Annotated in this window: 20 protein-coding genes; 8 read left to right on the top strand and 12 right to left on the bottom strand. The window is 59.8% G+C overall.

The features are described from left to right. Positions 1 to 12: 12 nt before the first annotated feature. From FJ424_RS24260 to FJ424_RS24250, 3 genes are all read right to left on the bottom strand, one after another. Positions 13 to 1,131, bottom strand: coding sequence for a glycosyltransferase (locus tag FJ424_RS24260; RefSeq protein ID WP_140657130.1), 1,119 nt, complete (start codon positions 1,129 to 1,131; stop codon positions 13 to 15). Continuing rightward, positions 1,128 to 2,252: a glycosyltransferase family 1 protein gene (locus tag FJ424_RS24255; RefSeq protein ID WP_140657128.1), complete on the bottom strand. Its 1,125-nt coding sequence runs from the start codon at positions 2,250 to 2,252 to the stop codon at positions 1,128 to 1,130. The genes FJ424_RS24260 and FJ424_RS24255 overlap by 4 nt, the downstream gene beginning before the upstream one ends. 115 nt (positions 2,253 to 2,367) lie before the next feature. Beyond that, positions 2,368 to 3,660: a hypothetical protein gene (locus tag FJ424_RS24250; protein ID WP_140657126.1), complete on the bottom strand. Its 1,293-nt coding sequence runs from the start codon at positions 3,658 to 3,660 to the stop codon at positions 2,368 to 2,370. 241 nt (positions 3,661 to 3,901) lie between these two features. Here FJ424_RS24250 and FJ424_RS24245 point away from each other — a divergent pair, with 241 nt between their 5' ends. After that, on the top strand, positions 3,902 to 5,050 hold the full coding sequence (locus tag FJ424_RS24245) for an FkbM family methyltransferase (RefSeq protein WP_140657124.1): 1,149 nt from the start codon (positions 3,902 to 3,904) through the stop codon (positions 5,048 to 5,050). 25 nt (positions 5,051 to 5,075) lie between these two features. Here the strand turns inward: FJ424_RS24245 and FJ424_RS24240 are convergent, their stop codons facing one another. After that, positions 5,076 to 5,897, bottom strand: a complete 822-nt coding sequence (locus FJ424_RS24240) for an FkbM family methyltransferase (protein ID WP_140657122.1) — start codon at positions 5,895 to 5,897, stop codon at positions 5,076 to 5,078. Positions 5,898 to 6,113: 216 nt separating this feature from the next. Between FJ424_RS24240 and FJ424_RS24235 the strand changes: the two genes are divergently transcribed. Together FJ424_RS24235 and FJ424_RS24230 are read left to right on the top strand one after the other, a co-directional pair. Then, complete coding sequence (locus tag FJ424_RS24235; RefSeq protein ID WP_140657120.1) at positions 6,114 to 6,935, top strand: ABC transporter permease; 822 nt, start codon at positions 6,114 to 6,116, stop codon at positions 6,933 to 6,935. Then, positions 6,935 to 7,636: an ABC transporter ATP-binding protein gene (locus tag FJ424_RS24230; RefSeq protein WP_140657118.1), complete on the top strand. Its 702-nt coding sequence runs from the start codon at positions 6,935 to 6,937 to the stop codon at positions 7,634 to 7,636. Before FJ424_RS24235 ends, FJ424_RS24230 begins: the two co-directional genes overlap by 1 nt. A gap of 11 nt (positions 7,637 to 7,647) precedes the next feature. Here the strand turns inward: FJ424_RS24230 and FJ424_RS24225 are convergent, their stop codons facing one another. The 6 genes from FJ424_RS24225 to FJ424_RS24200 all read right to left on the bottom strand — a co-directional run bounded on the left by FJ424_RS24225 (position 7,648) and on the right by FJ424_RS24200 (position 14,266). Beyond that, positions 7,648 to 8,886: a hypothetical protein gene (locus FJ424_RS24225; protein ID WP_140657116.1), complete on the bottom strand. Its 1,239-nt coding sequence runs from the start codon at positions 8,884 to 8,886 to the stop codon at positions 7,648 to 7,650. A gap of 55 nt (positions 8,887 to 8,941) precedes the next feature. Further along, entirely contained in the window at positions 8,942 to 10,009 is a 1,068-nt protein-coding gene (locus FJ424_RS24220; protein WP_226891938.1) for a GDP-mannose 4,6-dehydratase, read from the bottom strand. Continuing rightward, the gene (gmd, locus tag FJ424_RS24215) at positions 9,922 to 10,908 is read right to left on the bottom strand and encodes a GDP-mannose 4,6-dehydratase (protein WP_140657114.1); all 987 of its coding nucleotides are present in this window, start codon (positions 10,906 to 10,908) and stop codon (positions 9,922 to 9,924) included. Before gmd ends, FJ424_RS24220 begins: the two co-directional genes overlap by 88 nt. 85 nt (positions 10,909 to 10,993) lie before the next feature. Continuing rightward, positions 10,994 to 12,406, bottom strand: a complete 1,413-nt coding sequence (locus FJ424_RS24210; RefSeq protein ID WP_140657112.1) for a mannose-1-phosphate guanylyltransferase/mannose-6-phosphate isomerase — start codon at positions 12,404 to 12,406, stop codon at positions 10,994 to 10,996. Next, positions 12,403 to 13,830, bottom strand: a complete 1,428-nt coding sequence (locus tag FJ424_RS24205) for a phosphomannomutase (protein ID WP_140657110.1) — start codon at positions 13,828 to 13,830, stop codon at positions 12,403 to 12,405. Before FJ424_RS24205 ends, FJ424_RS24210 begins: the two co-directional genes overlap by 4 nt. Before the next feature lie 91 nt (positions 13,831 to 13,921). Next, entirely contained in the window at positions 13,922 to 14,266 is a 345-nt protein-coding gene (locus FJ424_RS24200; protein ID WP_140643336.1) for a VOC family protein, read from the bottom strand. Positions 14,267 to 14,482: 216 nt separating this feature from the next. Here FJ424_RS24200 and ppdK point away from each other — a divergent pair, with 216 nt between their 5' ends. The 4 genes from ppdK to FJ424_RS24180 all read left to right on the top strand — a co-directional run bounded on the left by ppdK (position 14,483) and on the right by FJ424_RS24180 (position 20,790). Continuing rightward, positions 14,483 to 17,170, top strand: coding sequence for a pyruvate, phosphate dikinase (ppdK, locus tag FJ424_RS24195; RefSeq protein ID WP_140657108.1), 2,688 nt, complete (start codon positions 14,483 to 14,485; stop codon positions 17,168 to 17,170). 285 nt (positions 17,171 to 17,455) lie between these two features. Next, positions 17,456 to 18,559 carry a glycosyltransferase family 9 protein gene (locus FJ424_RS24190; RefSeq protein WP_140657106.1) on the top strand — a complete coding sequence of 368 codons (1,104 nt, stop codon included), beginning with the start codon at positions 17,456 to 17,458 and terminating at the stop codon, positions 18,557 to 18,559. A 187-nt stretch (positions 18,560 to 18,746) separates the two neighbouring features. Then, entirely contained in the window at positions 18,747 to 19,907 is a 1,161-nt protein-coding gene (locus FJ424_RS24185) for a glycosyltransferase family 9 protein (protein WP_140657104.1), read from the top strand. Positions 19,908 to 20,043: 136 nt separating this feature from the next. Next, on the top strand, positions 20,044 to 20,790 hold the full coding sequence (locus FJ424_RS24180; protein WP_140657102.1) for a polysaccharide deacetylase family protein: 747 nt from the start codon (positions 20,044 to 20,046) through the stop codon (positions 20,788 to 20,790). Between the two features lie 191 nt (positions 20,791 to 20,981). Here the strand turns inward: FJ424_RS24180 and FJ424_RS24175 are convergent, their stop codons facing one another. Together FJ424_RS24175 and FJ424_RS24170 are read right to left on the bottom strand one after the other, a co-directional pair. Beyond that, positions 20,982 to 21,371 (bottom strand): DUF427 domain-containing protein, encoded by a 390-nt coding sequence (locus FJ424_RS24175; RefSeq protein ID WP_140643348.1) that lies wholly within the window; start codon positions 21,369 to 21,371, stop codon positions 20,982 to 20,984. A gap of 107 nt (positions 21,372 to 21,478) precedes the next feature. Further along, entirely contained in the window at positions 21,479 to 21,835 is a 357-nt protein-coding gene (locus FJ424_RS24170; RefSeq protein ID WP_140643350.1) for a hypothetical protein, read from the bottom strand. A gap of 190 nt (positions 21,836 to 22,025) precedes the next feature. Here FJ424_RS24170 and FJ424_RS24165 point away from each other — a divergent pair, with 190 nt between their 5' ends. Continuing rightward, positions 22,026 to 23,654, top strand: coding sequence for a fatty-acid--CoA ligase (locus FJ424_RS24165; protein WP_140657100.1), 1,629 nt, complete (start codon positions 22,026 to 22,028; stop codon positions 23,652 to 23,654). Positions 23,655 to 23,723 lie beyond the last annotated feature (69 nt).

Raw genomic sequence — 23,723 nt, 5'->3', positions numbered from 1 at the left:
CGTCCCGGCTGCTCAGGCGCGGCGATTGATTAGCCGAAGATAGAGCTCGGCATAGGCTCGTCCCATCTTGTCGGCGGTGAAGAGGTTGGAAAACCGCTCGCGCGCCGCCCGTCCCCATTTTTCCGCTTCCTCGGGCGAATCGAGCAGGCGGTCGATCGCTTCGGCAAGGCGGGCGGGGTCGGAAGGCGGGACGATAAGGCCGGTGACGCCGGCCTTATTCACATAGGAGGTTCCGGTTCCGATCTCGCATGAGATCATCGGCTTGCCGCACATCGCCGCTTCCGCCAGCGAGACGCCATAGGCCTCGGAACGCTGGTTTGAGGGGAAGACGAAACCGCTGCAGGTGTGAAGCAGGGCCATCTTCTGTGGTTCGGAAATTTCACCGAGGAAGATGACGTTGTCGCGGCCGAGTCTTTCGGCCTGGCGTTTCAACTGCTGCCCGATCGGTCCCGACCCGGCGATGACGATCTTGCACCGCACCCGGTCCGCGGCCTCGACAAGGATATCCAGCCCCTTATAATAACGCAGCACACCGACGAAGAGCACGAAAGGCTCCGACACCATCGATTGGCACCAGGCGTTGTCTGCAGCCGTCGGCACGGGATAGGCGCTCTGGTCTATGCCGATCGGGATGACCTGCGATTTGGCCCTGAATTTTCTCAGCGTCGCGCTCGAGCCCAGATAATCGGGCGATGTCGCCACGATCGCGTCGACATCGCCAAGGAAGCGCTGCATCAGCGGATTGTAGAACGGCAGCAGCAGGCGCTGCTTGACGATATCGGAATGGTAGGTGACGACGGCCGGCTTGCCGTGGCGCGATCTGAGATGCGCTATGTCCATGACCGGCCACGGAAAATGGTAGTGCACCAAGTCGGATTGCCGTGCGAGCCTGTCGAATTTACGAAAAACCTCGCGCGAAAACCCTGTCGATGCCAGCTCGAAATCGAGCTTCGCTTTGACGGCTATATGGCCGTCGATCCGCCCGGTGTTTTCCTCAGGCGCGCTGCTCAGTGACAGCACCTGCGTTTCGATGCCATAGCCGGCCGTGCTTTCGGCGATGGCATGGATGGTCCGCTCGACGCCGCCGAAGCTGTCCGGCCAATATGTCTTGAAGAAATGCAGGACTTTCAAACAGGCGTCTTTCGTCTTAACCGGATGGCCTGCTCGAAGATATGCCGCATGCCCTCGGCGTGATTCTTCCAGGTGAAGCGCTCCACGTTGCGGCGCGCGCCGGAAGCAAGCTTTTGGCGCGATTGCGCATCGAGGCAAAGATGACGAAAGCCACTGGCGATCGCCGCAGCATCGCTGGGGTCGACCAGAACGGCGCCTTCGCCGGCCACTTCCGGCATCGACGACGTGTTCGACGTCAGCACCGGTTTGCCGTAGGATTGCGCCTCGACGATCGGGAAGCCGAAGCCCTCGTAGAGCGATGGCATGGCCAGAAAGAGGCAGTTCGCATAAAGCGTCGACAGCACGCTGTCGTCGACGAAGCCGGTGAAGAAGATCTGTTCCTCGAGGCTGCCGCGGCGTACCTCGTCCGCCAGGCCGGTTTGCTTCCAGCCGGTGCCGCCGACGATGACGAGATCGCAGTCCGAGCGGACGCTTTCAGGCAGCAATCCGTAGGCCTTAATGAGGTTGCCGAGGTTCTTCCGGGGCTCCAGCGTGCCGACGAAAAGCGCGTAGGGTCTCGCGATGCCGAGAGGCGCTAGGCTGGAAAAGCCGCCCGGCGCGGGCAGGGGCGTGGTGCCGGGAGCGATCGTGCGGATCGGCGTCTGCAGCCACGGAACCGCTGTTTTTAACGCGCTTGCCGTGGCGTCGGAATCGGTCACCACGACATCGGCCCGGCGTAGCGCGGGTTTCATCAGCAGGCGCTCGCCGAGCAAAGTCCGCATACGCATGGTTTCCGGCGCATGCAGCCAGACTAGATCGTGGATGGTCACCACCCGCGCGATCCGGCTGTCCAGCACCAGCGGCAGGCGGTGGGACGGCCCCCAGAAAACCTCAACCGCGTCGCGCGCGGCCCAGGCCGGCAGGATCGCTTGCCCCCACAAGGCCCGGCCTGAAAGCGACCGGTATCGATCCGTCCGCAAGGTAACGGCGCGCGGCAACTCGTAATCGGCATTGATCGGGGCCGGAGCGTAGACGCAAACCTCCGCGCCGAGTCCCGACAGCGCCTTGATCGACTTGTGGACGAACCGGCCGATACCATCCGTGGCCGATAAGAGGTTCCTGCCGTCGACGCCGATTCTCAATGGGTTCTCCGGGAGCAGAACTCTAAAGGATGCCAGCTATTTCGCGATACGAAAAAAACCGCACTCCGTATGACGAAGTACGCCAATGCAACCTGCTGTGAATCGCTCCTCGGGCTCAGAGGAGTGAACTAGAATTAATAGCCCACCCATAAGAGTCGAAGGCCACGCCGCGCCTCCTGTCTTCTCCAATTGCCGTATCTGCGACAGTTTCGTCCACTAGCATCGCTATTTTCAAGAATGCTCGCTTCGAGCGCGCTTGTATCGTCGCCGTTTCCAACCAACCTTCTGCATGTTGGAAAGAATGCGTGCGCGCCACATCGTCAATCTCGAAACGAAGTTGCCGTCGCAAGTGCGCAGCCGCATAGCCGCGTATCCATACTCTAATAGACAGGTCGACGTCGGCTGGACATGGAAGATACAAAACTGTTCTTGTGTGCGGCCCGGTCCATACGCAACATTGAGCCGTGCCCGCAGCATCTCGTCCCCAATGGCCCGAGCCGAGGATTGTGTCCTTGACAGAAACGACAGAGAAGCCGTCACGTGCGAAGGGCCGCAAGCGCTTCGTTGCAAGTGGGGAATGGTAAGTCTCGAATTCGGTCTCGTTGTATCTGGCTGCAGTAATGCTGTGGCGCTCTTCGAACAACTCATTGGCTCGGTTGTAGAGAACCTGATCGTGAGCGGTGAAACGTTCGAGAAGACGGTTGGCATCCTCGTCTACCTCGTAGGCGAAAAGGCGGCTCGACTCCGTAACATTCAACGCGACCTCCTGGCCTACGTCGTGAACTAATCCAAGCGACGATGCGATGGCTGCCTTCGTTTCGGACAATCGTGAACTAAGTCCAACCACGTGATAGCGCCGTTCGAGCGCCCTTAGGGCGACTGGTAACAATGAGGCGACGTCCTCCATTTCTTCAACAATTTCGGCTGTATAACCAGCTGCAAGCGCTCTGGTCATATAATTGTCGAGCAGGAAGCGCACCCCAGATCGGGAGTGCTTCTTTAGAAATGAAGTCAAGGAAAGCTGGACAGAGTCGCGGAGGGCGTCATCCTCGGGTGATCCGATATAATGCGATGTCACCCGCGCCTCGCGGCGCCAATCGGCAATTTGCGAAAGGATACGTTGCCTCGGATCTCTCAAAACTGTGCAGCAGAAAACGTCATCCGCGGCGAACGCGCGAATCGGCAGATGGGTGCCGAATGCATACGATGTGGAGAATGCGGTTAGGGCCGCGCTCTTTATGGGTTGATTGAACAGTTCGACCCGCCTCAGTAGCTTCAGCACTTCGGCTTCATCCCAGAGGCGGTCGTCTGGCTGTTGCCAGTTTAGCCAATTGTTGAGCGACGTGCCGCTGCATTTCTTTAGATGAAAATGAAAGATTTTTGTGAAACCACCAGCGAACAACTGCAAGGCCCCATGCTCAACGCTGGCGCTTGTACGGCAAACCCGTAGCGCACAGATCCATCTAAAACTCCCCTGTCTCCGCGGTGGTTTGTCGGTAGACTCTCCCGTCAATCCGGGTAACCATTTGACCCTAACGCGTCAAAATCCAATCGTGAAGACTGTTGCGTAGGAAGGTGGTGGATTAGTACCTGAGGTGCGAATAGCGTTCGTGCGCGGCTGTCGACGGAAAAAGGGAACGATCATTCGTATGCATAGTCGGAAGGCATTAGAGACTGACACTGAAGTCCTGGCGGCGTTGTCGTCTTGGGGTGCGAGATCGATCTCTGGTCTTGCGGCCTTCATTCTTGAGAGAATGTACAGGGCAGAGACGTTGCTTGACGAGTCCTTGTTTTTAGAGCTCAAAAAGCACGTAGATTATTTTTCAGAAAGAGCAGGTGTAAATCTTCCAATTATAATAAATGGATCAGATTTTAGCGTAAACAAAAGAGTTTTTCTGGATTTTTCTGAAAATTGTGCCAAAGTATGCTTGGAAATAGATAAATACGATAGTATTTTACCAAGTGCATGCAGTATAAATAGCAAGATATTATCCATAGAGGATGGTATTAATAGAATACAATCTCAGCTGATGATAGGATCTTTGGTGATTAATTCATCGAATGATAAGCTAAGAGAAAGGATAATTGGCATAGGATCATTGTTGTCTCCTGTCGCCGTATCAGGAGTGCTTAAGAGGAGAATAGGTGGTCGGGCTGACGGTGGGTATGTGATGCTTGACGATTTTAAGGAGGTCGAAGGTGCGTTGTCGCTGGGCATCAACGACGACGACAGTTGGGATGCGGACATTTCCAATCTTGGAATCGAAGTTCACCAGTATGACCATACTATAGATGGATCGCCTACCATCAAAGAAAAATTAAAATTTTTTAAAGAGAAAATAACTTCTCCATATGATTCAAGCGGGGTGTCGTTAAGAGATGCCGTATTGCGGCAGCGAGGTAAAAAACTGGTCTTGAAATGCGATATAGAAGGATCAGAGTGGGATGTTTTTAGTACTGCGGATAATGAAACTTTAGAGAGGTTCTCTCAGATAGTCTGTGAGTTTCACGGGTTTGGATCGATAGTCAATGACGAATTACATATAAATATGGAAAGAGCTTTGAAGAATTTACAATTACTATTTTCCGTGGTTCACGTTCACGCCAATAATAGTGGGCCGTGGTTGATTATTGGCGGTGTGCCGTTTCCAAGTGTTATTGAGGTTACTTTCGCGAGAAAGTCGCTATACCACTTCAATGAATCAACCGAAATATTTCCAACCGCCCTCGATTTCCCCAATGCCCCCAGCTTGCCAGATTTCTATTTGGGCAGCTTCAAATATAAAAGGGACGGATAAGTTGCGAGATTCGTTTCTCGGCTTTTTATCGCCGAAATGGCCACCACCATTTCGGTGACGATCGTTCAAAATAGTAGCCGGTCGGTTGAACTTCGGCCCCCATCGCCCACGGCCTTACACCAGGTCCGTGCGAGGCAACTGCATAATTGGCCGCCAACAATTGCTCCAAAAGCAAGGCCGAACTGCCTCCAGCTGCCTCAATCATAGGCGGATGCATTTCAACATATCCACGCCGCACGCCGCTCTGGACGATTGAATGGCCCAATTCATGCTCGGCGCCTTCAATATCGATCTTCGCGAAAGTCGGCCTAGCGCCAGCGAAGGCAGCGAGTGGCTCAATCCTCAGGTCGACCTTCGGACTTTCGCCTGTGACCTGGACATTGACAGTCATCGACGACAGGACAGGGGCTCTTATCGTCTTGCGTTCTGGGCCGATGCCAACCGCATGGACAGTGACATTCGAGAGGCCGTTCAGCTTTGCTTGAGCGTGTGTGGCTGCGGCATTCCATGGATAGGGATCGAAAGCGTGCACGTGGCCGTGCCGCGCGCGAAGTGCGAACCAAGTGGTTAGGTAACCTGCGTTGCACCCCAGATCGAACACTACATCGCGATCGCGAACAAAATTCGTCGCGTCCATCCGAATCAGGGACCATTCCTGAAATCCCGGTGGATACCAATTTCTCGATTCTTGATGGAAAGTCACGAAACGAAAGCGGTGCCCAGCCTGTTCATGTTCTATGACTTCGGGGTCTAGGCGAGAATACGAACCAAGCATCGGTGCAAATTTCTCAATTGCATCCAGCTCCCTCATGAAGTCATCAACAATTTTCTGGTCTACCGAACGCACATAATTTCTCCATTCTAATTGTGTTCTTATCACCCATTCGCCATTACCTGCAACATATGAAATATCGAACCATCGCTAAACTGTTATTCGCCTTACGGTGCCGCGCCCGATTCATGCCAGATTCTGCGGCGATAAGCGGGCTCGACTCACGATCTGGCTGTGGCTATAGGTACGGCCGCCAACGGCGCGGGGCTGGAATACAAATTGGATATAGGAATGCCTCAGGCCGGTGGGCGAACAAAATCGTTTCCTAAAGCGGTATCGAGCGGTGCAAGCGATCTCCACGGGGCTTGGTCGCGAAGGCGTACCGCGCTCTATTTCGCATGGACGGACACTGTTGCGCGGTACCGGCGAAGCGTGCTTGGACCGTTGTGGCTCGTTTTGGGCACAGCTGTTGGTGTTGTTGGTTTGGGCCTAGTCTGGAGCGTCCTTTTGGAGATGCCGATCCAGCGCTTCGTGCCGATGCTTACCGTAAGTCTGATCACTTGGCAGTTTATATCTGGAACGATCACTGAAGCCAGTGGAGTATTTCAGCGGAATTCCGGGACGCTGACCAGTATCTATGCGCCTCGATTTTCGTTCTCAAGCGAGCTCTTGCTGCGGCAGCTTGTGACGCTTGGCCATAACGCAATTGTTATAGCCGTTGTGTGGATCGTGATCCCATATCACTGGAGTTGGACGATGCTACTTGCATTGCCGGCGCTGCTGCTCGTGGTTGGCAACTTATTGGCACTGGCGCAGGTGATCGGCTTTGTTGGAGCCAGATATCGAGACGTCGAACCATTGGTAGTCGCTGTCATGCCGATGTTGTTCTTTCTGACGCCTGTTCTTTATGAATCGAAGCAGTTAGGTCCACTAAGGGAAGTAATGCTTTTCAACCCGTTGGCTCACTGGATATCAGTGGTGCGAGACCCGATGATGGGCGACGTTCCAAGCGTTTTGAGTTATTCGGTGGTCATTAGCACTGGTATCGTACTGTGGATCTTCGCTCTTTGGATAACCGGAGCAAAAGGGGCGCGTTTGCCGTATTGGGTCTGATGGCTGAAGTTTTGCTTGAGAATGTGACCGTCAGGTACCCCATCTACGGTGTGGGTGCTAACTCTCTTCGAAACCAGTTAATCACCGTCAGCACCGGGGGACTGCTCTCACGAGAGGGAAGAACGACCGTCGAGGTGACTGCGCTAAGTGACGTGTCCCTTGAGTTGCGAAACGGAGCCCGTCTTGGGCTCGTCGGACACAACGGGTCCGGTAAGACGACGCTGCTAAAAACAATCGCGGGGATTTTCGAGCCGACCGCTGGGAAAATTGCGGTTAGAGGGCGAATTGCAACCGTTTTCGGCTTGGGAACTGGCGCGCTGCCGGAATTGAGCGGCTACGAAAACATCCGACGGATTTCCATGCTACTTGGCGCCACCTTTGACGAGGCGGAGGCATCGATACCCGACATTGAAGCTTTCACGCAACTCGGCGGTTTTTTGAATGTCCCGATAAGGACTTATTCCGCAGGCATGACGACGCGGCTGCTTTTTGCCGTTGCCACCGCCGTTCACCCCGAGATCCTGGTTATCGACGAAGTGTTTGGGGCGGGGGATGCCGAGTTCCAAGCCAAGGCGCGGAAGAGAATGGCCGAATTTGTCGAGCGCGCCAGCATTGTTGTGCTGGCCTCCCACTCAAGCGAAATCCTTGACCAGTTTTGCAATCGCAGAATAATGCTCGAGCACGGCCGAATAGTTGCGTGAATGATGAGCGCTCATGAGCCGTCAGATTTTAGCGTGGATTTGGCTGCAGTTACATACATTTCCGCCCGAACTTCGACCGTTACGGTATTTGCATAGCGCTCCCGAGCTTGCGCGCGCATAGGCAACATTGCGTCACCACGACTTATCTTCTGGGCGAGTTCGAGGTGATTGCCTATTTCGAAGAAGCTCAGGGCGTCTTTGGCATATTTGCCTAGCTCACGAAAGGCACCAGTTCTCGTACAATAGATGGGGCGCTGTAGATCGAGTGCCTGTGAGGCTGGGCCTGATGACGTCTGGCCGACTTCCTCGTAGGGCAACAGAATAGCGTCGCAGCCTGCCATAAGCTCTGCGAATGTTCGATTATCCACCGCGCCGGCAAAATGAACCCGCTTTAGCAAGTCGGCGCGCCTCGTGTCCGCTCCATCTCGCTCTCCGGCATCGAACGTTGGTTCGAGAAGCTTGGCTATATCTCTTATGGCCGGCTGCTCGCTAGACGCGTGCACCACAGCTTCAGGGTGGAGACCTCCGACTATAAGGATATGATGCTCTGATGGTAGATGATCGAGCGCGCGCAAGGCGACTTTGGTGCCCTTGATTCCGCCCAGAAAACCGAAGACGCCGAATACTTTCTGTCCCGCGGTTCCGTATACGTCGTCCAATTTCTGACGATAACGTTGGTGATCGAACTCTGCCTTCTCCTCGCGAGTAAAATAGGAGAGGGGCATGTCGAAAATGCGTTTTGGATCTACGCCCAATAATGTCAACCGAGTCTTTTCGCGACGAGTTTGGACGATGTGAGCGAACTTGTTCTGTGACGACCGAACCAGCCTCAGCAGTCGGCGGAAAACTGTTTGGCCGTAGCTGTGCCTGGCCAAATGCACCAAAGCTCGAAGGCTTTTCGGGAGTGCTGGCGGAAGCGTAGGCACCGTATGATAGGTGATCACCACCCGCTTGCTTGCTTCAAATATTGACTTCAAAGTCGACCATATCTGCCTCTGCGACCGACCGAAAAGACCAGGCTCGAGCTCTACCACTACAACGTCAGCGTCAGCTATCACTACCAATGATTGGGCGAGTGCCTTTTGAGCCATGGAGTGGGCCATCGGTCCCGACGCGCGCAATAGGTCGACAGGTAGGGGAGCGATCGAAAGATTGCCGTCGAGCAATTCACGCAGAGGCCCCTCGAGATGTTCGACATACTGTGCGATGCCGCAATCGCGATGGTAACTCGAAATAATCGCAAGCTTCACGTGGATAGGTTCCTTAGAGATAGCTTTACCGGAGTCAGTCCATTATACATCACTGTCAATGCGCGCTGCATACCCGACGCCAATAGTCCAAAACATCGGCTAATGTTTGCTCAAACGGGATCAGAGGCGTCCAGCCTAGCCTGGCGCGCGCCTTTGACGCATCGCCGCAAGCAACGGGTATCTCGTTTGGACGAAGCTTCTCCCGATCAGTGCGCACGTCGATATTGGCACCCGACTGTGAGATAAGCGCGTCTAGAACATCTCGAATTCTGCGAGGCTGTCCGGACGCGATGTTGTAGACACAATCAGCCCCGGTTTCCGAGTCCTGGACCGCGACGGTCGCATAGGCGCGCACGACATCGCGGACGTCAAGGAAATCACGCGCGGCCTCCAGATTCCCTACGTGAATGACTGGCTCGGCCTTACCTGACAAGATGTCCGCGACCTGATGCGCGAAATCGGAAACCACGTAAGTGTCGGACTGACCCGGGCCGGTATGATTGAATGGGCGAAAGCGGATAGCGCGCAGGCCATCGTAGGACATCTGCCCAATCATAAGGTCTGCGGCTGCTTTGGTTGCTCCGTACACATTTACCGGCCGCAGCGGTGCATTCTCAGTGATAGGACCAGCTGCGTTCTGGAACGATGCTCCATAAGCTTCTGAACTGCCAACATAGACGAACCGGGCTTGAGGTGCGTGACGCATCACGGCTTCCGCCAGATTCATCGTTCCCATCACGTTGACGTCCCAGGCATGGCGGGGCGCCTCACGTGCATCGGACGGCGCGGCGACTGCTGCTAGGTGGATAAGTGCGGTTGGCTGGATTTCGGAAACGGCGCCATCGACTGCCTCCTTGTCTCGCAGGTCGATTGGGTTCCGCCACCCTGGGCCTTGCCCGAGCGGGAAAACCTTGCTTCCAGCGTGCTCGCGCCCCAGCAGTTGCAACAGCGCCGTGCCGACAAACCCACTGGCGCCGGTTACAAGGATGCGATGAGACGGCTCGATCATGTCGATAAGAATGCTTTTCTGATCACTCAGTATCTCGATGGATGCGAATGCCGCACGAGATCGGCGTCCACCATTTCGCGGATCATCTCTTCCAGGGAGATTGTCGCTTCCCATCCGAGCTTCGCCTTGGCCTTGCCAGGATTGCCGAGCAGGATTTCGACTTCCGCCGGCCTGAACAAGTCGGAATCGATCACAAGATGGCCATCCATCTTCAGCCCCACATGCTCGAAGGCGATACGGCACATGTCGCGAACCGTCGTCGTCCTGCCCGTGGCTACCACATAGTCGTCGGGCTGGTCCTGCTGCAGCATCAGCCACATGGCGCGGACATAGTCTTTCGAATGGCCCCAGTCGCGCTTGGCGTCGATGTTGCCCAGGCGCAGTTCCTTTGCCAGGCCCTTCTTGATGCGCGCGACGGCGTCCGTGACCTTGCGGGTCACGAATTCGATGCCCCGAAGCGGCGATTCGTGGTTGAACAGGATGCCGCTCGAAGCGTGCAGGCCGAAGCTCTCGCGATAATTGATCGTGATCCAGTGGCCGTAGAGCTTCGCCACCGCATAGGGGGAGCGGGGATGGAAAGGCGTCGTCTCCGACTGCATCGGCTCCTGGATAAGGCCGTACATCTCCGACGACGAAGCCTGATAGAAGCGCGCTTCGGGGATTTCGAGGCGCAGCGCCTCGAGCACATTGGTGACGCCGATGCCGGTGACGTTGCCCGTCAGTATCGGCTGCTGCCACGAGGATTTGACGAAGGATTGTGCGGCAAGGTTGTAGACCTCGTCCGGCCTTATGTCGCGCATGGTTCGGGCAAGGCCCGACAGGTCCGTCAGGTTGCCGTCCACGATCCGCACGTCTTTCTCGATGCCGAGCCATTTCAGGCGTGTGGTGTTGACGTCCGCCGTGCTCGAACGCCGCGCAAGTCCGTGGACCTCATAGCCCTTCGCGAGCAGGAGCTCAGCCAGATAGGCGCCGTCCTGCCCGGTAATGCCGGTTATCAATGCTGTCTTTGTCATCAATGTTCTCAGTATGTTTTGATGGTTCTCTCCCAAGCCCTGTTGCGTCGCGGCCCGCCCCAGCCCTGCGGGCACCAATGAATCGCTATGCGCGACCGTATACGTCGTCGAAGCGCACTATGTCATCCTCGCCAAGATAATCGCCGCTCTGAACTTCGATGATCACCAGATCGATCTTGCCCGGATTTTCCAGCCGGTGCTTGTGGCCGCAAGGGATGTAGGTCGACTGGTTCGTCGCCAGGAACAGTTCCTGATCGCCGTTGACCACTTTCGCCGAGCCGCTGACCACGACCCAATGCTCCGAACGATGGTTGTGCATCTGCAGGCTTAGGCGCCGTCCGGGCTTCACTTCGATGCGCTTGATCTTGAACCGGTCGCCTTCCTCCAGAACCGTGTAGGTACCCCACGGCCGGTGCACCGTCGAGTGAAGCAGATGCGCCTCATGTCCCGAAGCCTTGAGTCCTTCGAACAGTTTCTTGACATCCTGGACGCGGTCGCGGGATGCCACCAGCAACGCGTCCGGGGAATCCACGATGACCAGATCGTTCACGCCGACAGTGCCGATGACGCGCTTGTCCGAGCTGATGTAGCTGCCGGCCGTGTCCACCGTGTGGACATCCCCCCGTATCCTGTTCCCGCGATCGTCCGCCGGGGTCAGTTCCGCCATGGCGTTCCACGATCCGATGTCGTTCCACTCCATCTCGCAGGGAACCACCGCAAGATTGCGCGTCTTCTCCATTACCGCGTGATCGAGAGAGATGCGGGGCGCAAGCGCGAAATGCTCGGACGAAAGTTCGATCTTGTCGGACTGCCCGTTGTTGAATTGTCCCTGCTCATAGCTCGCGGCAACCGCCTTGAGGACGGCAGGGCAGTGTGCGGCCATAGCATCGAGCATGGTTTGCGCCTTGAAGCAGAAGATGCCGGCGTTCCAGAAGAAACTCCCTGACGCTAGGTAGGTCTTAGCCGTGTCGAGGTCCGGTTTCTCTACGAAACGGATGACCTTCTCGCCGTCGGCCTCAATATAGCCGAAGGCGGTGTCTGGACGGCTTGGCCATATGCCGAGCGTGGCGATCAGCCCTTGCCGCGCATGCTCGATGGCCCGGCCCATGACATTTGTAAATGCGGGCAGGTCGCCGATCATGTGGTCCGCCGGGAAGACGCACAAAATTGCGTCCGGACCCTGCGTTGTATTGGCGTGAACAACAGCCGCAGCAACCGCGGCGGCCGTGTCACGCGCTTCCGGCTCAAGAAGGAAAGTATGCGGCGGTATTGCCGGAGAAAGTTCGTCGAAATCGTCTTTTGTCAAGAAAAGATGATCCCTTGACGTTACCGCGACAAGCTCCGCGACATCCTTCAGCGAAGCGGCACGCAGCACGGTGTGCTGAATCAGCGAGTGCCCATCCGCAACCTTGAGAAAAGGCTTTGGATGCGACTGCCGCGACGCCGGCCAGAGCCGCGATCCGGCGCCGCCGCTGATGATGACGGGGACCACTTTCATTCGATAGCCTCTCGCTCGTCTGACACTGTGGCGTCCCGCGCCCGTTCCAGCGCCATTGCCACAATTTCGGTCGCCCTGTCATGGCTGGCGGCCTCGGCATAGCAACGAAATTCGGGAGCGTTGCCGGAAGGCCGCAGATGGATGATCTCGCCGCTGCTCATCCGTGCCCTGAGGCCGTCGGTCTCATCGACGTCCGTGACGGTGCCGAAGGGGGCAAGGAATTGCCGCAACGCATCGCGGTCGGCGAGCTTGCGCATCAAGCCGCGCGATGCCTCGACAGGGAAGTTCTCGAGCCGCTCGCTGGCGCAGACCGGAAGGTTCCAACTTTCGCGCAGGCCCGACAGCGTTTTTCCGGTCGATGCCGCCGTGCCCAGCACCGCCAGGATGGGCAAGAACGAATCCCGCGTCGGCAGCGCGGACAAGACCCTGCCGTTCACCTGGCAGTCCGACCCCAGAAGAACCCCGCCATTGGCTTCGAAGCCGACGACGATGCCGCGGGTCGATTGCGCGCCCTCCATGCCCGCTATGACGAAGGGGGACCCGACCTTGGTTCTCCTGACGTTGAACCCGAAAGCCTCGGAGATGCCTGAATTGGAGGTGACCGGCGTCACCACGATGTCGGCCTTGAGGAACAGCGCCGTCGCCAGCCCGATCAGATCGCCGCGGAACAACTCGCCTTTGTCGTCGATGACGAGAGGGCGATCGGCATCGGCATCGGCCGAGAGCACGGCGTCGAATTTGAATTCGCGCACCCAGGCTTTCATCTTCGCCATCGTTTCCGGGCTGACGGCCTCGGTATCGACCGGCACGAACGTTTCCGTTTTGCCCAAGGGGATCACATCGGCGCCGCAGGATCGCAGAACCTCGACCAGCAGCGCCGCCGCAACGGTGCTGTGCTGGTAGACGCCGAGCCTCATTCCGGAAAGGGCGCCAGGGGGGAGAATGCCGCCGACCCGGTCTCGGAAGGCCACACGCGCCTGTTCGTGGGCGGTCTGCCAGTCGGCGGGAGCCGGCGGCCACGGATACTGGTCCGACAGTTCAGCGACATGATGGGTGATCGCTGCCTCGTCCGCCTTGTCGATCTCGCCCTTCGGCCCGTAGAACTTGATGCCGTTGCGGTCGGCGGGGATATGCGATCCGGTCACCATCAGCGCCGCGCCGCCGTGCAGGCGGGCATAAAAGGCAAGCGCGGGTGTAGGGATGGGGCCGCAATCGACCGGTTGGAAGCCGGCTGCCGCCAGGGCCGCCATGCAGTCCTCTGCAATTGCCGGACTGCTGTCGCGCAGATCGCGTCCGACGAAGACCTTGCCTTGCTGAAACCCGGTCGACCGCAAGCGCCGGGCGAAACCCTCGGTATAAAGCCCGCTTGGCCTCCCAACCAATTCGGAAGCCAAACCCCGAACGCCGCTTGAGCCGAATTTCATCAGTCTGCTTTTGCCGTTGGAAGATCGCCGCTACTTATTGGAGTGAGCAAGACTGTCAACAGCAAAAGATATCTTGAAATCCGCGTCTTTCCTAATATCCCCATACAGCCAGTTCGTTACCGGCCGGATCTGTGAAATGAAACCGTCTACCACCGGGAAAGGCGAAAATTGGCTTGATGATGGTGCCGCCGGCACTCTCGACAGCGTCCAGCGCTTCCTCGAGGTTTTCGCAGTAGATGACCGGAAGCGGCTTGGCCGGCGCTTCGCCGCCATCGGCCTGGAAGCCGCCGTCGAGCCCTTCGGCAAAGGCGGCATAGGTCGGGCCGTAGTCGGTGAACGACCACGAAAAGGCGGCGCTGTAGAAGGACTTGACGCTGTCCAGCCTGCCGCCTGTCGCCGGCAGTTCGAGATAGTCGAGTTTTCCGTTGAGTTTCATCACGCTACTCCACTATGTTCCCTTTATGTTCTATATCGCGCTGCCCCCTCCCGCAAGTCTTTTTGACGCAGCTTTTGCTTAATCGATTGTAGTTGCGATGCCCGCTGGGCCGGTGCCTTGCCTTTCGCACTGCAGCATCCTATCGCTCGGATCGGGGAAGGCGGGGAACCGGGCAATCATCCGGATGTTCTATCTTCCACGAACTGGAGGGCAAGCATGACCAAGTGGGTTTACACCTTCGGCGACGGCGCTGCCGAAGGCCGTGCCGGCGACCGCAACCTTCTCGGCGGCAAGGGTGCCAATCTGGCCGAGATGTGCAGCCTCGGGCTGCCGGTGCCGCCCGGTTTCACCATCACCACCGAAGTCTGCAACGCCTATTACGCCAACGGCCGCACCTATCCCGACGCACTCGAGGCGGACGTCGTCTCCGCTCTCGATCATATCGGCCGCATCACTGGCCGCCGCTTCGGCGACCCGTCGAAGCTGCTCCTGGTTTCCGTGCGCTCCGGCGCCCGGGCCTCCATGCCCGGCATGATGGATACGGTGCTCAATCTCGGCCTCAACGACGAGACGGTCGAGGCCCTGGCCGCCGATTCCGGCGATGCGCGTTTTGCCTATGACAGCTACCGCCGCTTCATCCAGATGTATTCCGACGTCGTGATGGGCCTGGACCACGAAGTGTTCGAGGAAATCCTCGAGGACGAGAAGGCGAGCCTCGGTCACGAGCTCGACACCGGGCTCTCGGCCCAGGAGTGGCAAGGCGTGATCGGCCTCTACAAGGCCAAGGTAGAGGAAGAGCTCGGCAAGCCGTTCCCGCAGGATCCGCGGGAGCAGCTCTGGGGCGCGATCGGCGCCGTGTTCTCGAGCTGGATGAACAACCGCGCCATCACCTACCGGCGCCTGCACGACATCCCGGAAAGCTGGGGCACGGCCGTCAACGTCCAGGCCATGGTGTTCGGCAATATGGGCGACACATCCGCGACCGGTGTCGCTTTCACCCGCAATCCCTCGACCGGCGATCGGCAGCTCTACGGCGAGTTCCTGGTCAACGCCCAGGGCGAGGACGTGGTGGCCGGCATCCGCACGCCGCAGAACATCACCGAAGCGGCGCGCATCGCCGCCGGCTCCGACAAGCCATCGCTGCAGAAGCTTATGCCCGACGCCTTCCAGGCTTTCGTCGACATCTCCGACCGGCTGGAAAAGCATTACCGCGACATGCAGGACCTCGAATTCACCATCGAGCGCGGCAAATTGTGGATGTTGCAGACCCGCTCCGGCAAGCGCACCGCCAAGGCGGCGCTGAAGATCGCCGTCGAGATGGCCAGGGACGGGCTGATCACCAAGGAGGAGGCCGTCGCCCGCATCGATCCGGCTTCGCTCGATCAGCTGCTGCATCCGACCATCGACCCGAAGGCCGCGCGCGACGTCATCGGCATGGGCCTGCCTGCCTCGCCGGGTGCGGCCACCGGTGAGATCGTTTTTTCCTCCAGCGATGCCGAGGATGCCAAGGCGCAAGGCCGCAAGGTAATCCTGGTGCGCATCGAGACCAGCCCCGAGGACATCCACGGCATGCATGCCGCCGAAGGCATCCTCACCACGCGCGGCGGCATGACCAGCCACGCCGCCGTGGTGGCGCGTGGCATGGGCAAGCCCTGCGTGTCGGGCGCAGGCTCGCTGCGTGTCGACTACAAGGCAGGCACGCTGCTCTCGATGGGCCAGACCTTCCGCAAGGGCGACATCATCACCATCGATGGCGCCAACGGCCAGGTGCTGAAAGGGGCGGTCGCCATGCTGCAGCCGGAGCTGTCGGGCGATTTCGCCGCCATCATGGAATGGGCCGACGCGGCGCGCCGCATGAAGGTGCGCACCAATGCCGAAACGCCGCTCGACGCGCGCATGGCGCGCTCTTTCGGCGCCGAGGGCATCGGCCTTTGCCGCACAGAGCACATGTTCTTCGATGGTGACCGTATCGTTGCCATGCGCGAGATGATCCTGGCCGATACCGAGAAGGACAGGCGTGCGGCACTGGACAAGCTCCTGCCCATGCAGCGCTCGGACTTCCTCGAGCTGTTCGAGATTATGGCCGGCCTGCCGGTGACGATCCGCCTGCTCGACCCGCCGCTGCACGAATTCCTGCCCAAGACCGAGGCCGAGCTCGCCGAGGTCGCCGCGGCCATGAACGTGTCGGCGGACAAGCTCAGGCAGCGCACGGAGGCGCTGCACGAATTCAACCCGATGCTCGGCCATCGCGGCTGCCGGCTCGCGGTCTCCTATCCGGAGATCGCCGAGATGCAGGCGCGCGCCATCTTCGAGGCGGCGGTCGAGGCCGGCCACAAGGCCGGCGCGCTTGTCGTGCCGGAAATCATGGTGCCACTGGTCGGCCTCGTGAGGGAGCTGGAATATGTCAAGGCGCGCATCGACGCGGTCGCGCAGAGCGTGATGCAGGAGAGCGGCACCAAGATCGATTATCTGACCGGCACGATGATCGAATTGCCGCGCGCGGCGATCCGCGCCCATGTCATCGCCGAGGCGGCCGAATTCTTCTCCTTCGGCACCAATGATCTGACGCAGACCACCTTCGGCATCTCGCGCGACGATGCGGCCTCCTTCCTCGAAACATACCGGCAGAAGGGCATCATCGAGCAGGATCCGTTCGTGTCGCTCGATGTCGACGGCGTCGGCGAACTGGTGCGGATCGCGGCCGAAAAAGGCAAGGCGACGCGGCCGGGCATCAAGCTCGGCATCTGCGGCGAGCATGGCGGCGATCCGGCCTCGATCCGTTTCTGCGAGGAGGTCGGCCTCGATTACGTCTCGTGCTCGCCCTACCGGGTGCCGATCGCCCGGCTGGCGGCCGCGCAGGCGGCCGTGGCGGCGGCGAAGGGCGCTGCAAAACGCGCTTCCTGATGCATGTCGCCCAGAAGTGCGCAGCGGTTCTGGGACAACGACATGCATCGAAGCAAAGAATCATGTCGCCCAGAAGTGCGCAGCGGTTCTGGGACAACGACATGCATCAAGACAAAGACTTGAAGCGCGCTGCCTGAATTCGTTTCAGCGCGGCGCGCTCAAGGGGCATTCGGATACCTTACGGTTTTGTATGCAATGTCACGCGAACGTGCGCGTGACGGCCCTGAATCTCGACACCGTTTCAAGCGACCTTCCGACACCGAATTTATTGGTGTCGGAAAATCCATGTTGCAGATTTCCCCATCCGCTTACCGCTCGATCCTGATCCTGCAGACCAAGTTCATCGGCGACATCGTGCTTGCCTCCGCGCTGGCGAAGAACCTGCGGCTTCAATATCCGGGCGTCCGGATCGTGTTTCTTTGCGAAGCGCATTTCGCCGGCTTCCTGACTGCCCATGGCATAGCTTCCGAGGTCGTCCCCTTCAGCCGTGCCAAGATGCGTGGCTCGCCGCTCGAGCGGGGTCGCGAGCTCTTCCGCATGGTGCGCACATTGCGGCAGCACCGTTTCGACATGACCATCGACATCACCGATTCCAAGACCTCGCGGATCATTTCCGAACTGGTCAACGCTCCGGTCAGGGTCGGCTATTTTCCGACGGAGCGGCCTTTGCGCTGGCACGAGCGTCAACCCGCCAACGTCAGGATGAAGCCCTTCGGATTTGGCAAGACGCATTATCTCTACCGCTATCTGTCTCCGTTGGAGGCGCTGGGCGTCGATCTGCGCGTCAGGGCGCCGGCCATTCGCCCGCTGCCCTTCGAGACGACGCGCGCCCTGGCCTTGCTCGCCAGGCACCAGATCCGGCCAAACGCTTTTGTTGCGGTCCATGCCGGAGCAAGCTTCGTGGGCCGCCGGTGGCAGCCGGAGCGGTTTGCCGAGACAATCGACAGGATCGTCCGCGAAACCGGCCTGCGCGTGGTTCTGGTCGGCGGCCCGGACGAGAACGAGGCAACCGACAGGATCATGGCCGCGGTCAAGACGCCAGTCGTCAACCTGGCGGGCACGCTGCGGTTGGAAACGCTGCTGGCGCTGCTCAGGGAGGCTCGGCTGTTTCTCGGCAACGAAAGCGGGCCGATGCATATGGCGGCCGCGGCCGGCACGCCGGTCGTCGGCCTGTTCGGCCTGACCAGCCCGGTTCGCTGGGCGCCGATCGGGGTGCCCAGCATTTCGTTACGGCCATCCATGCCTTGCGACTGCGTCGGCGGCGACCTTTGCCGCCGGACCGACCCGCGTAAGGCATGCTGCGTCTGGCGCCTGGAGGTCGATCCGGTCGTCGACGCTACGCTCGAACTGCTGGCGCGCACCGAGATGCTCCTGGAGGCCGCGGTCTGACATTCGCCGGAAAGTTGCCCGTCGGCGGCGCGCCCTTTTGGACCAATCCCAGGAAGGTATGAAACGTTGGGCGCGTCCCCTTCGCCTTTTCCGTGAAAGGCGCCTGTCGGCGCGCGAGTCACTCTGGTCCACGATCTTGCCATCTTGTATATGAGAGCCACGTGAAACAAGCGCATGACGGCTCCACATGTCGACGTCTCAGCCCAGCTTCGTGGACTCCGATCCATCCGGCGCCCGGACACGGGTGTCGCAGCTTCTCTCCGGCCCTGTCCGGTCGATCCTGATCCTGCAAACGAAGCACATTGGCGATCTCGTTCTTTCCTCCGCGTTGGCGAGGAATCTGCAGCTCGAATATCCCGGCGTGCGCATCGTCTTCCTCTGCGATGGCCGCTTCGCCGGCCTCCTCACGGCCAACGACATCGCCTCGGAGGTCGTGACATTCCGCCGTTCCCATATGCGCGGCACGCCGCTGCGGCGCACGCAGGAGCTCATTCTCACCCTCCTTAAGTTACGCCGCGGCCATTTCGATATGGTCGTCGACATCACCGATACGAAGACGTCGCGATTCATCTCAGGACTGGTTGGTGCACGGGTTCGCGTCGGATATCACCCGTCGGAAAGGCCCCCGCGTTGGCTCGAGCGCCAACCTGCCAATGTCAAGGCAAAGCCGTTCGGCTATGGCGAGCAGCATTTTCTCTATCGTTACCTTTCGCCGCTGGAGGCGCTTGGCATAGAGTTGCGTGTGCGGGATCCCGACATTCGGCCGCTGCCGTTCGAGACGACGAAAGCCTTGGCCCTGTTGGACAAATTCCACCTTCGGCCGAACGCCTTCGTCGCGGTGCATGCCGGTGCAAGCTTCCCCGGGCGCCGCTGGCAGCCGGAGCGCTTTGCCGCCGCGATCGACCGGATATCGGCTGAGACAGGTCTGGACGTCGCCCTGGTCGGCAGCCCGGACGAGAACGAGGTGGTCGAAAAGATCCTGGCGGCTGCGAAGACGCCGATCGTCAATCTGGTCGGAGCGCTCCCGCTCGACACGCTGCCGGCGCTGTTCAAGCAGGCGCGGCTGTTTCTCGGCAACGACAGCGGCCCCATGCACATGGCCGCCGCGGTCGGCACTCCGGTCGTCGGCCTGTTCGGCCTGCAGAGCCCGGTCCACTGGGGACCGGTCGGCGTGCCGAGCATCGCGGTGCGCCCGGCCATGCCTTGCGATTGCGTCGGCGGTGACCTGTGCGAACGGCCTGACCCCAACAAGGCGTGTTGCGCCTGGCGCCTGGAGGTCGACACGGTCGTCGATGCCGTGCTCCAGCTGCTGGCGCGAACGGAGTTGGCGCTGGAGGCCGCGGTCTAAGCGAAAGCAAATTTTCGCGACTGCTGCTTTTTGCGCTGTTTGCCGTCCCGATTTTCGCCTAGATGCGGGCTTTGTAGAGGCGAGTTTTGTTGGCGCGGCGCGGAGAATGCCCGAACGTGCCGGTTTGGAACGAATGATGGGCGTGCTTCGGAAATCCCTTTGCGCGATGGCGCTGTCGCTGTTCGCGGCGTCGGCGGGCAATGCCGCGACGTTGCTCGAGCCGACGCTGCATGTGAAGCCGCAGGGCCTCGAGGTCGGCGGCGGGCGCGTCGCGCTGACGCTCGATGCCTGCGGCGGCAAGACCGACACGAGGATACTTTCGGCGCTCGTCGACAACAGGATACCGGCGACGATCTTCGTTACCGGCATCTGGCTGAAGCGCAATGCCGAAGCCGTCGAGATCATGCGGGCGCATCCCGATCTGTTCGAACTGGAAAACCACGGCGGCCGCCACATTCCGGCGGTCGATACGCCGCAGAAGATCTACGGCATCCGCAGCGCCGGCAGCCCGGACGCCGTGCAGGCCGAGGTCGAATCCGGCGCCGCCGCCCTAGCCGGCGCAGGCGGGCCCGCGCCAAAATGGTTTCGCGGCGCAACCGCCGAATACAGCCCCTCGGCGATCGCCATGATCCGCAGGCTGGGCTTCAAGATCGCCGGCTTCTCGGTCAATGGCGACGGCGGCTCGCTGCTCGGCGCGAAGGAAACCGCGCGCCGCATCGCCGCCGCCAAGGACGGCGACGTCATCATCGCCCACATCAACCAGCCGACCCATGCGGCCGGCGAGGGCGTGGTTCAGGGGCTGCTTGCCTTGAAGCAGAAGGGCATGACCTTCGTCCGCCTCGACGATGCCGAGGGCATAGGCAACGACGGCACGACGGACTGAGTTGCCATGATATTCAGGTGAAGCCGGCCTGCGAACAGCGAGTTCCTGCGCTTCCGGCCTTCGCCAGCCGAAGCACTCATGAATGGCACGTCAGTTAAGGTTACGGCCGGCGTAGGCCGGCTCTCGGAACTCGCTTTTGTCGGCTCGGCCTGACCTGAATCTCAAGGCACCTCTGGCGGGCCAACAAAGGCTCAGCCCGGCTCAGCTTCGACCGTTACCTTGCTCGTATAGAATGCGCCGTGATTGCGGATTTCGGCCATCTCGTCGAATGGCGTCTCATAAGCCCACATTGCATTTTCGCCGACGTCGCCGGCTTCGCGGACGCTCCAGTAGCTGGCATCCCCTTTGTACGGGCAATGCGTCGAGTGCTCGGTGGCGGCCAGCTTGCTGAAATCGATGTCGTCGAACGGGATGTAGAAAGCATCCGCGTAGGGCGGCTCCGACAGCACCTTGGCCCGGGTCGACCGGGCGATGACGGTGTCGCCCGCGCGCACGATGACGCTGCCGCGATAGGGTTCGACGGTGATCGCCTTGTCCGGGTTGCGCTGGAAGCCGGGGGCGGGGTTGGCGAGCTTGTCCATGAATGGGTCTCCTTGGGGGAGATTTACATGTGTCGGACAAGCGCGTCGCGCAAGCCCGCGCGGCGCGAGGTGTCATCACCATTCATTGAATGTCTGTCACGCAGCCGTCAGGCGGCCGTCTTGAAGGCATCCATGAGGCTGGCGTAGGCGGCGGCAATGCCCGCAACCGGATTGGTGCTTCTCGCCGCGGTTTCGACCTTCAGCGCGCCGCCGCTGGTCGGCAGCGTCAGCAGCAGGAACTGACGATTGTCGGCGTTGCCGACGCAGGCCGCGGCGACATGTTCACCCTCGGTCCCGTTTTCGACGCGCATCTTGAACAGCAACGTTCCGCCGACGGCCTCCAGCGCGCCGCCGACGACTTCGGCAAATTCATCTTCGGAAACTGTTTTGGTGTCCGGCGTCAGAACGTCCAGACTTTCGGCAAGCGTGCTTTCGAGGGCCTTATCGTCGAGCTGCGCGTCCATGCGAACCACTCCATTCGCCAATCTCACCCAGCCCGTTAATGAAGCTTAACGGCGACGATGGCCGGATTATGGCGGTTTTTCAGGTTCTTCGATCCATCCACGGGCTTCGACTTATGGCGGCTGGACAAACCGCCGGTTCGTTCCACAATGCGTGAAACAAACGACGCGAATGCGCAAAGGGGAGGAACAGATGCTTGGATTGATGCAGGAATGGCCGCTGCTTTGCCACAAGCTGCTCGACCATGCCGAACGCCAGCACGGCGGCAGGGAGGTCGTGTCGCGTTCGATCGAAGGCCCGATCGTGCGCACCACCTTCGCCGAAATCCATCACCGGGCGCTCAAGGTGGCGCAGCGGCTGGAGCGTGACGGCTTCAGGCTCGGCGACCGCATCGCAACCCTTGCCTGGAACACGGCCCGCCATATCGAGGCCTGGTACGGCATCATGGGCATCGGCGCGATCTATCACACGCTCAACCCGAGGCTTTTTCCCGAGCAGATCGCCTGGATCATGAACAATGCGGAGGACAAGGCGATCTTCGTCGATTTGACCTTCGTGCCGCTCCTGGAAAAGATCGCCGGCGCGATCCCGTCGCTGAGAAAGGTGATCGTGCTGACCGACCAGGCGCATATGCCGCAAACGTCGCTGGCGAATGCCGTCGCCTATGAGGAATGGCTGGCCGAGGCCGATGGCGCCTTCGCCTGGAAGGCGTTCGACGAGAACACCGCCGCCGGCATGTGCTACACCTCGGGCACGACGGGCGACCCGAAGGGCGTGCTCTACAGCCACCGCTCCAATGTCCTGCACGCCATGATGGCCGCCATGCCCGACGCCATGGGCATATCCACCCGGGATGTGATCCTGCCTGTCGTGCCGATGTTCCACGCCAATGCCTGGGGTCTTGGCCAGAGCGGACCGATGATCGGCGCCAAGCTGGTGATGCCCGGCTGCAGGATGGACGGAGCCTCGATCTATGATCTGCTCGACACCGAGAAGGTGACGTTCAGCGCGGCCGTACCGACCGTCTGGATGATGCTGCTGCAATATCTTGAGGAGACCGGCAAGAAGCTGCCTCACCTGAAGAAGGTCGTCATCGGCGGCGCGTCCTGTCCGCGCGCCATCACCGCCAAGTTCCAGGACAACTACGATGTGCAGGTGGTGCATGCCTGGGGCATGACCGAGATGTCGCCGCTGGGCACGCTCTGCACCCTGAAGCCGCAATATGAGACGCTGGCTGGCGAGGCGCGGCTCGATATCCAGGGCAAGCAGGGTTTTTCGCCCTTCGGCGTCGAAATGAAAGTGACCGACGACGACGACAACGCGCTGCCCTGGGACGGCAAGACCTTCGGGCATCTCAAGGTGCGCGGCCCCGCGGTGGCCCGCGCCTATTATGGCGGCGCCGGCACCGAGCAGTTCGATGCCGATGGCTGGTTCGACACCGGCGATGTCGCCCATATAGACGCCAGCGGCTACATGCAGATCACCGATCGCGCCAAGGACGTCATCAAGTCCGGCGGCGAATGGATATCGACCATCGATCTCGAGAATCTCGCCGTCGGCCATCCCGACGTGGCGGAGGCGGCGGCTATCGGCATCCCGCATTCGAAATGGGGCGAGCGGCCCTTGCTGGTCGTCGTGAGCAAGCCCGGCAGGGAGCCGAGCAAGGGCGACATCCTCACCTTCATGAGCGGCAAGGTAGCGAAGTGGTGGATGCCCGACGACGTGGCCTTCGTCGGCGAAATTCCGCACACCGCCACCGGCAAGATCCAGAAGACCAGTTTGCGCGACCAGTTCAAGGATTACCGCCTGCCGACGGATTGACCAAAAATGTTTGTTCTTTCGGCTTCAAGCCGGCGTCAAAAACCGCTAACTCTCGGCGCGGGTTGGGAC

This window comes from Mesorhizobium sp. B3-1-8 (assembly GCF_006439495.1).
Lineage (GTDB): Bacteria > Pseudomonadota > Alphaproteobacteria > Rhizobiales > Rhizobiaceae > Mesorhizobium.
This window is presented reverse-complemented; position numbering and strand designations above follow the sequence as displayed.

Bases quoted from the DNA above. Each gene is read 5' to 3' on its own strand.
- FJ424_RS24245 (WP_140657124.1), top strand. From the start codon at position 3,902: ATGCATAGTCGGAAGGCATTAGAGACTGACACTGAAGTCCTGGCGGCG.
- FJ424_RS24235 (WP_140657120.1), top strand. From the start codon at position 6,114: ATGCCTCAGGCCGGTGGGCGAACAAAATCGTTTCCTAAAGCGGTATCG.
- FJ424_RS24230 (WP_140657118.1), top strand. From the start codon at position 6,935: ATGGCTGAAGTTTTGCTTGAGAATGTGACCGTCAGGTACCCCATCTAC.
- FJ424_RS24220 (WP_226891938.1), bottom strand. From the start codon at position 10,009: ATGGGAAGCGACAATCTCCCTGGAAGAGATGATCCGCGAAATGGTGGA.
- gmd (WP_140657114.1), bottom strand. From the start codon at position 10,908: ATGACAAAGACAGCATTGATAACCGGCATTACCGGGCAGGACGGCGCC.
- FJ424_RS24210 (WP_140657112.1), bottom strand. From the start codon at position 12,406: ATGAAAGTGGTCCCCGTCATCATCAGCGGCGGCGCCGGATCGCGGCTC.
- FJ424_RS24205 (WP_140657110.1), bottom strand. From the start codon at position 13,830: ATGAAATTCGGCTCAAGCGGCGTTCGGGGTTTGGCTTCCGAATTGGTT.
- FJ424_RS24200 (WP_140643336.1), bottom strand. From the start codon at position 14,266: ATGAAACTCAACGGAAAACTCGACTATCTCGAACTGCCGGCGACAGGC.
- ppdK (WP_140657108.1), top strand. From the start codon at position 14,483: ATGACCAAGTGGGTTTACACCTTCGGCGACGGCGCTGCCGAAGGCCGT.
- FJ424_RS24190 (WP_140657106.1), top strand. From the start codon at position 17,456: ATGTTGCAGATTTCCCCATCCGCTTACCGCTCGATCCTGATCCTGCAG.
- FJ424_RS24185 (WP_140657104.1), top strand. From the start codon at position 18,747: ATGTCGACGTCTCAGCCCAGCTTCGTGGACTCCGATCCATCCGGCGCC.
- FJ424_RS24180 (WP_140657102.1), top strand. From the start codon at position 20,044: ATGGGCGTGCTTCGGAAATCCCTTTGCGCGATGGCGCTGTCGCTGTTC.
- FJ424_RS24175 (WP_140643348.1), bottom strand. From the start codon at position 21,371: ATGGACAAGCTCGCCAACCCCGCCCCCGGCTTCCAGCGCAACCCGGAC.
- FJ424_RS24170 (WP_140643350.1), bottom strand. From the start codon at position 21,835: ATGGACGCGCAGCTCGACGATAAGGCCCTCGAAAGCACGCTTGCCGAA.
- FJ424_RS24165 (WP_140657100.1), top strand. From the start codon at position 22,026: ATGCTTGGATTGATGCAGGAATGGCCGCTGCTTTGCCACAAGCTGCTC.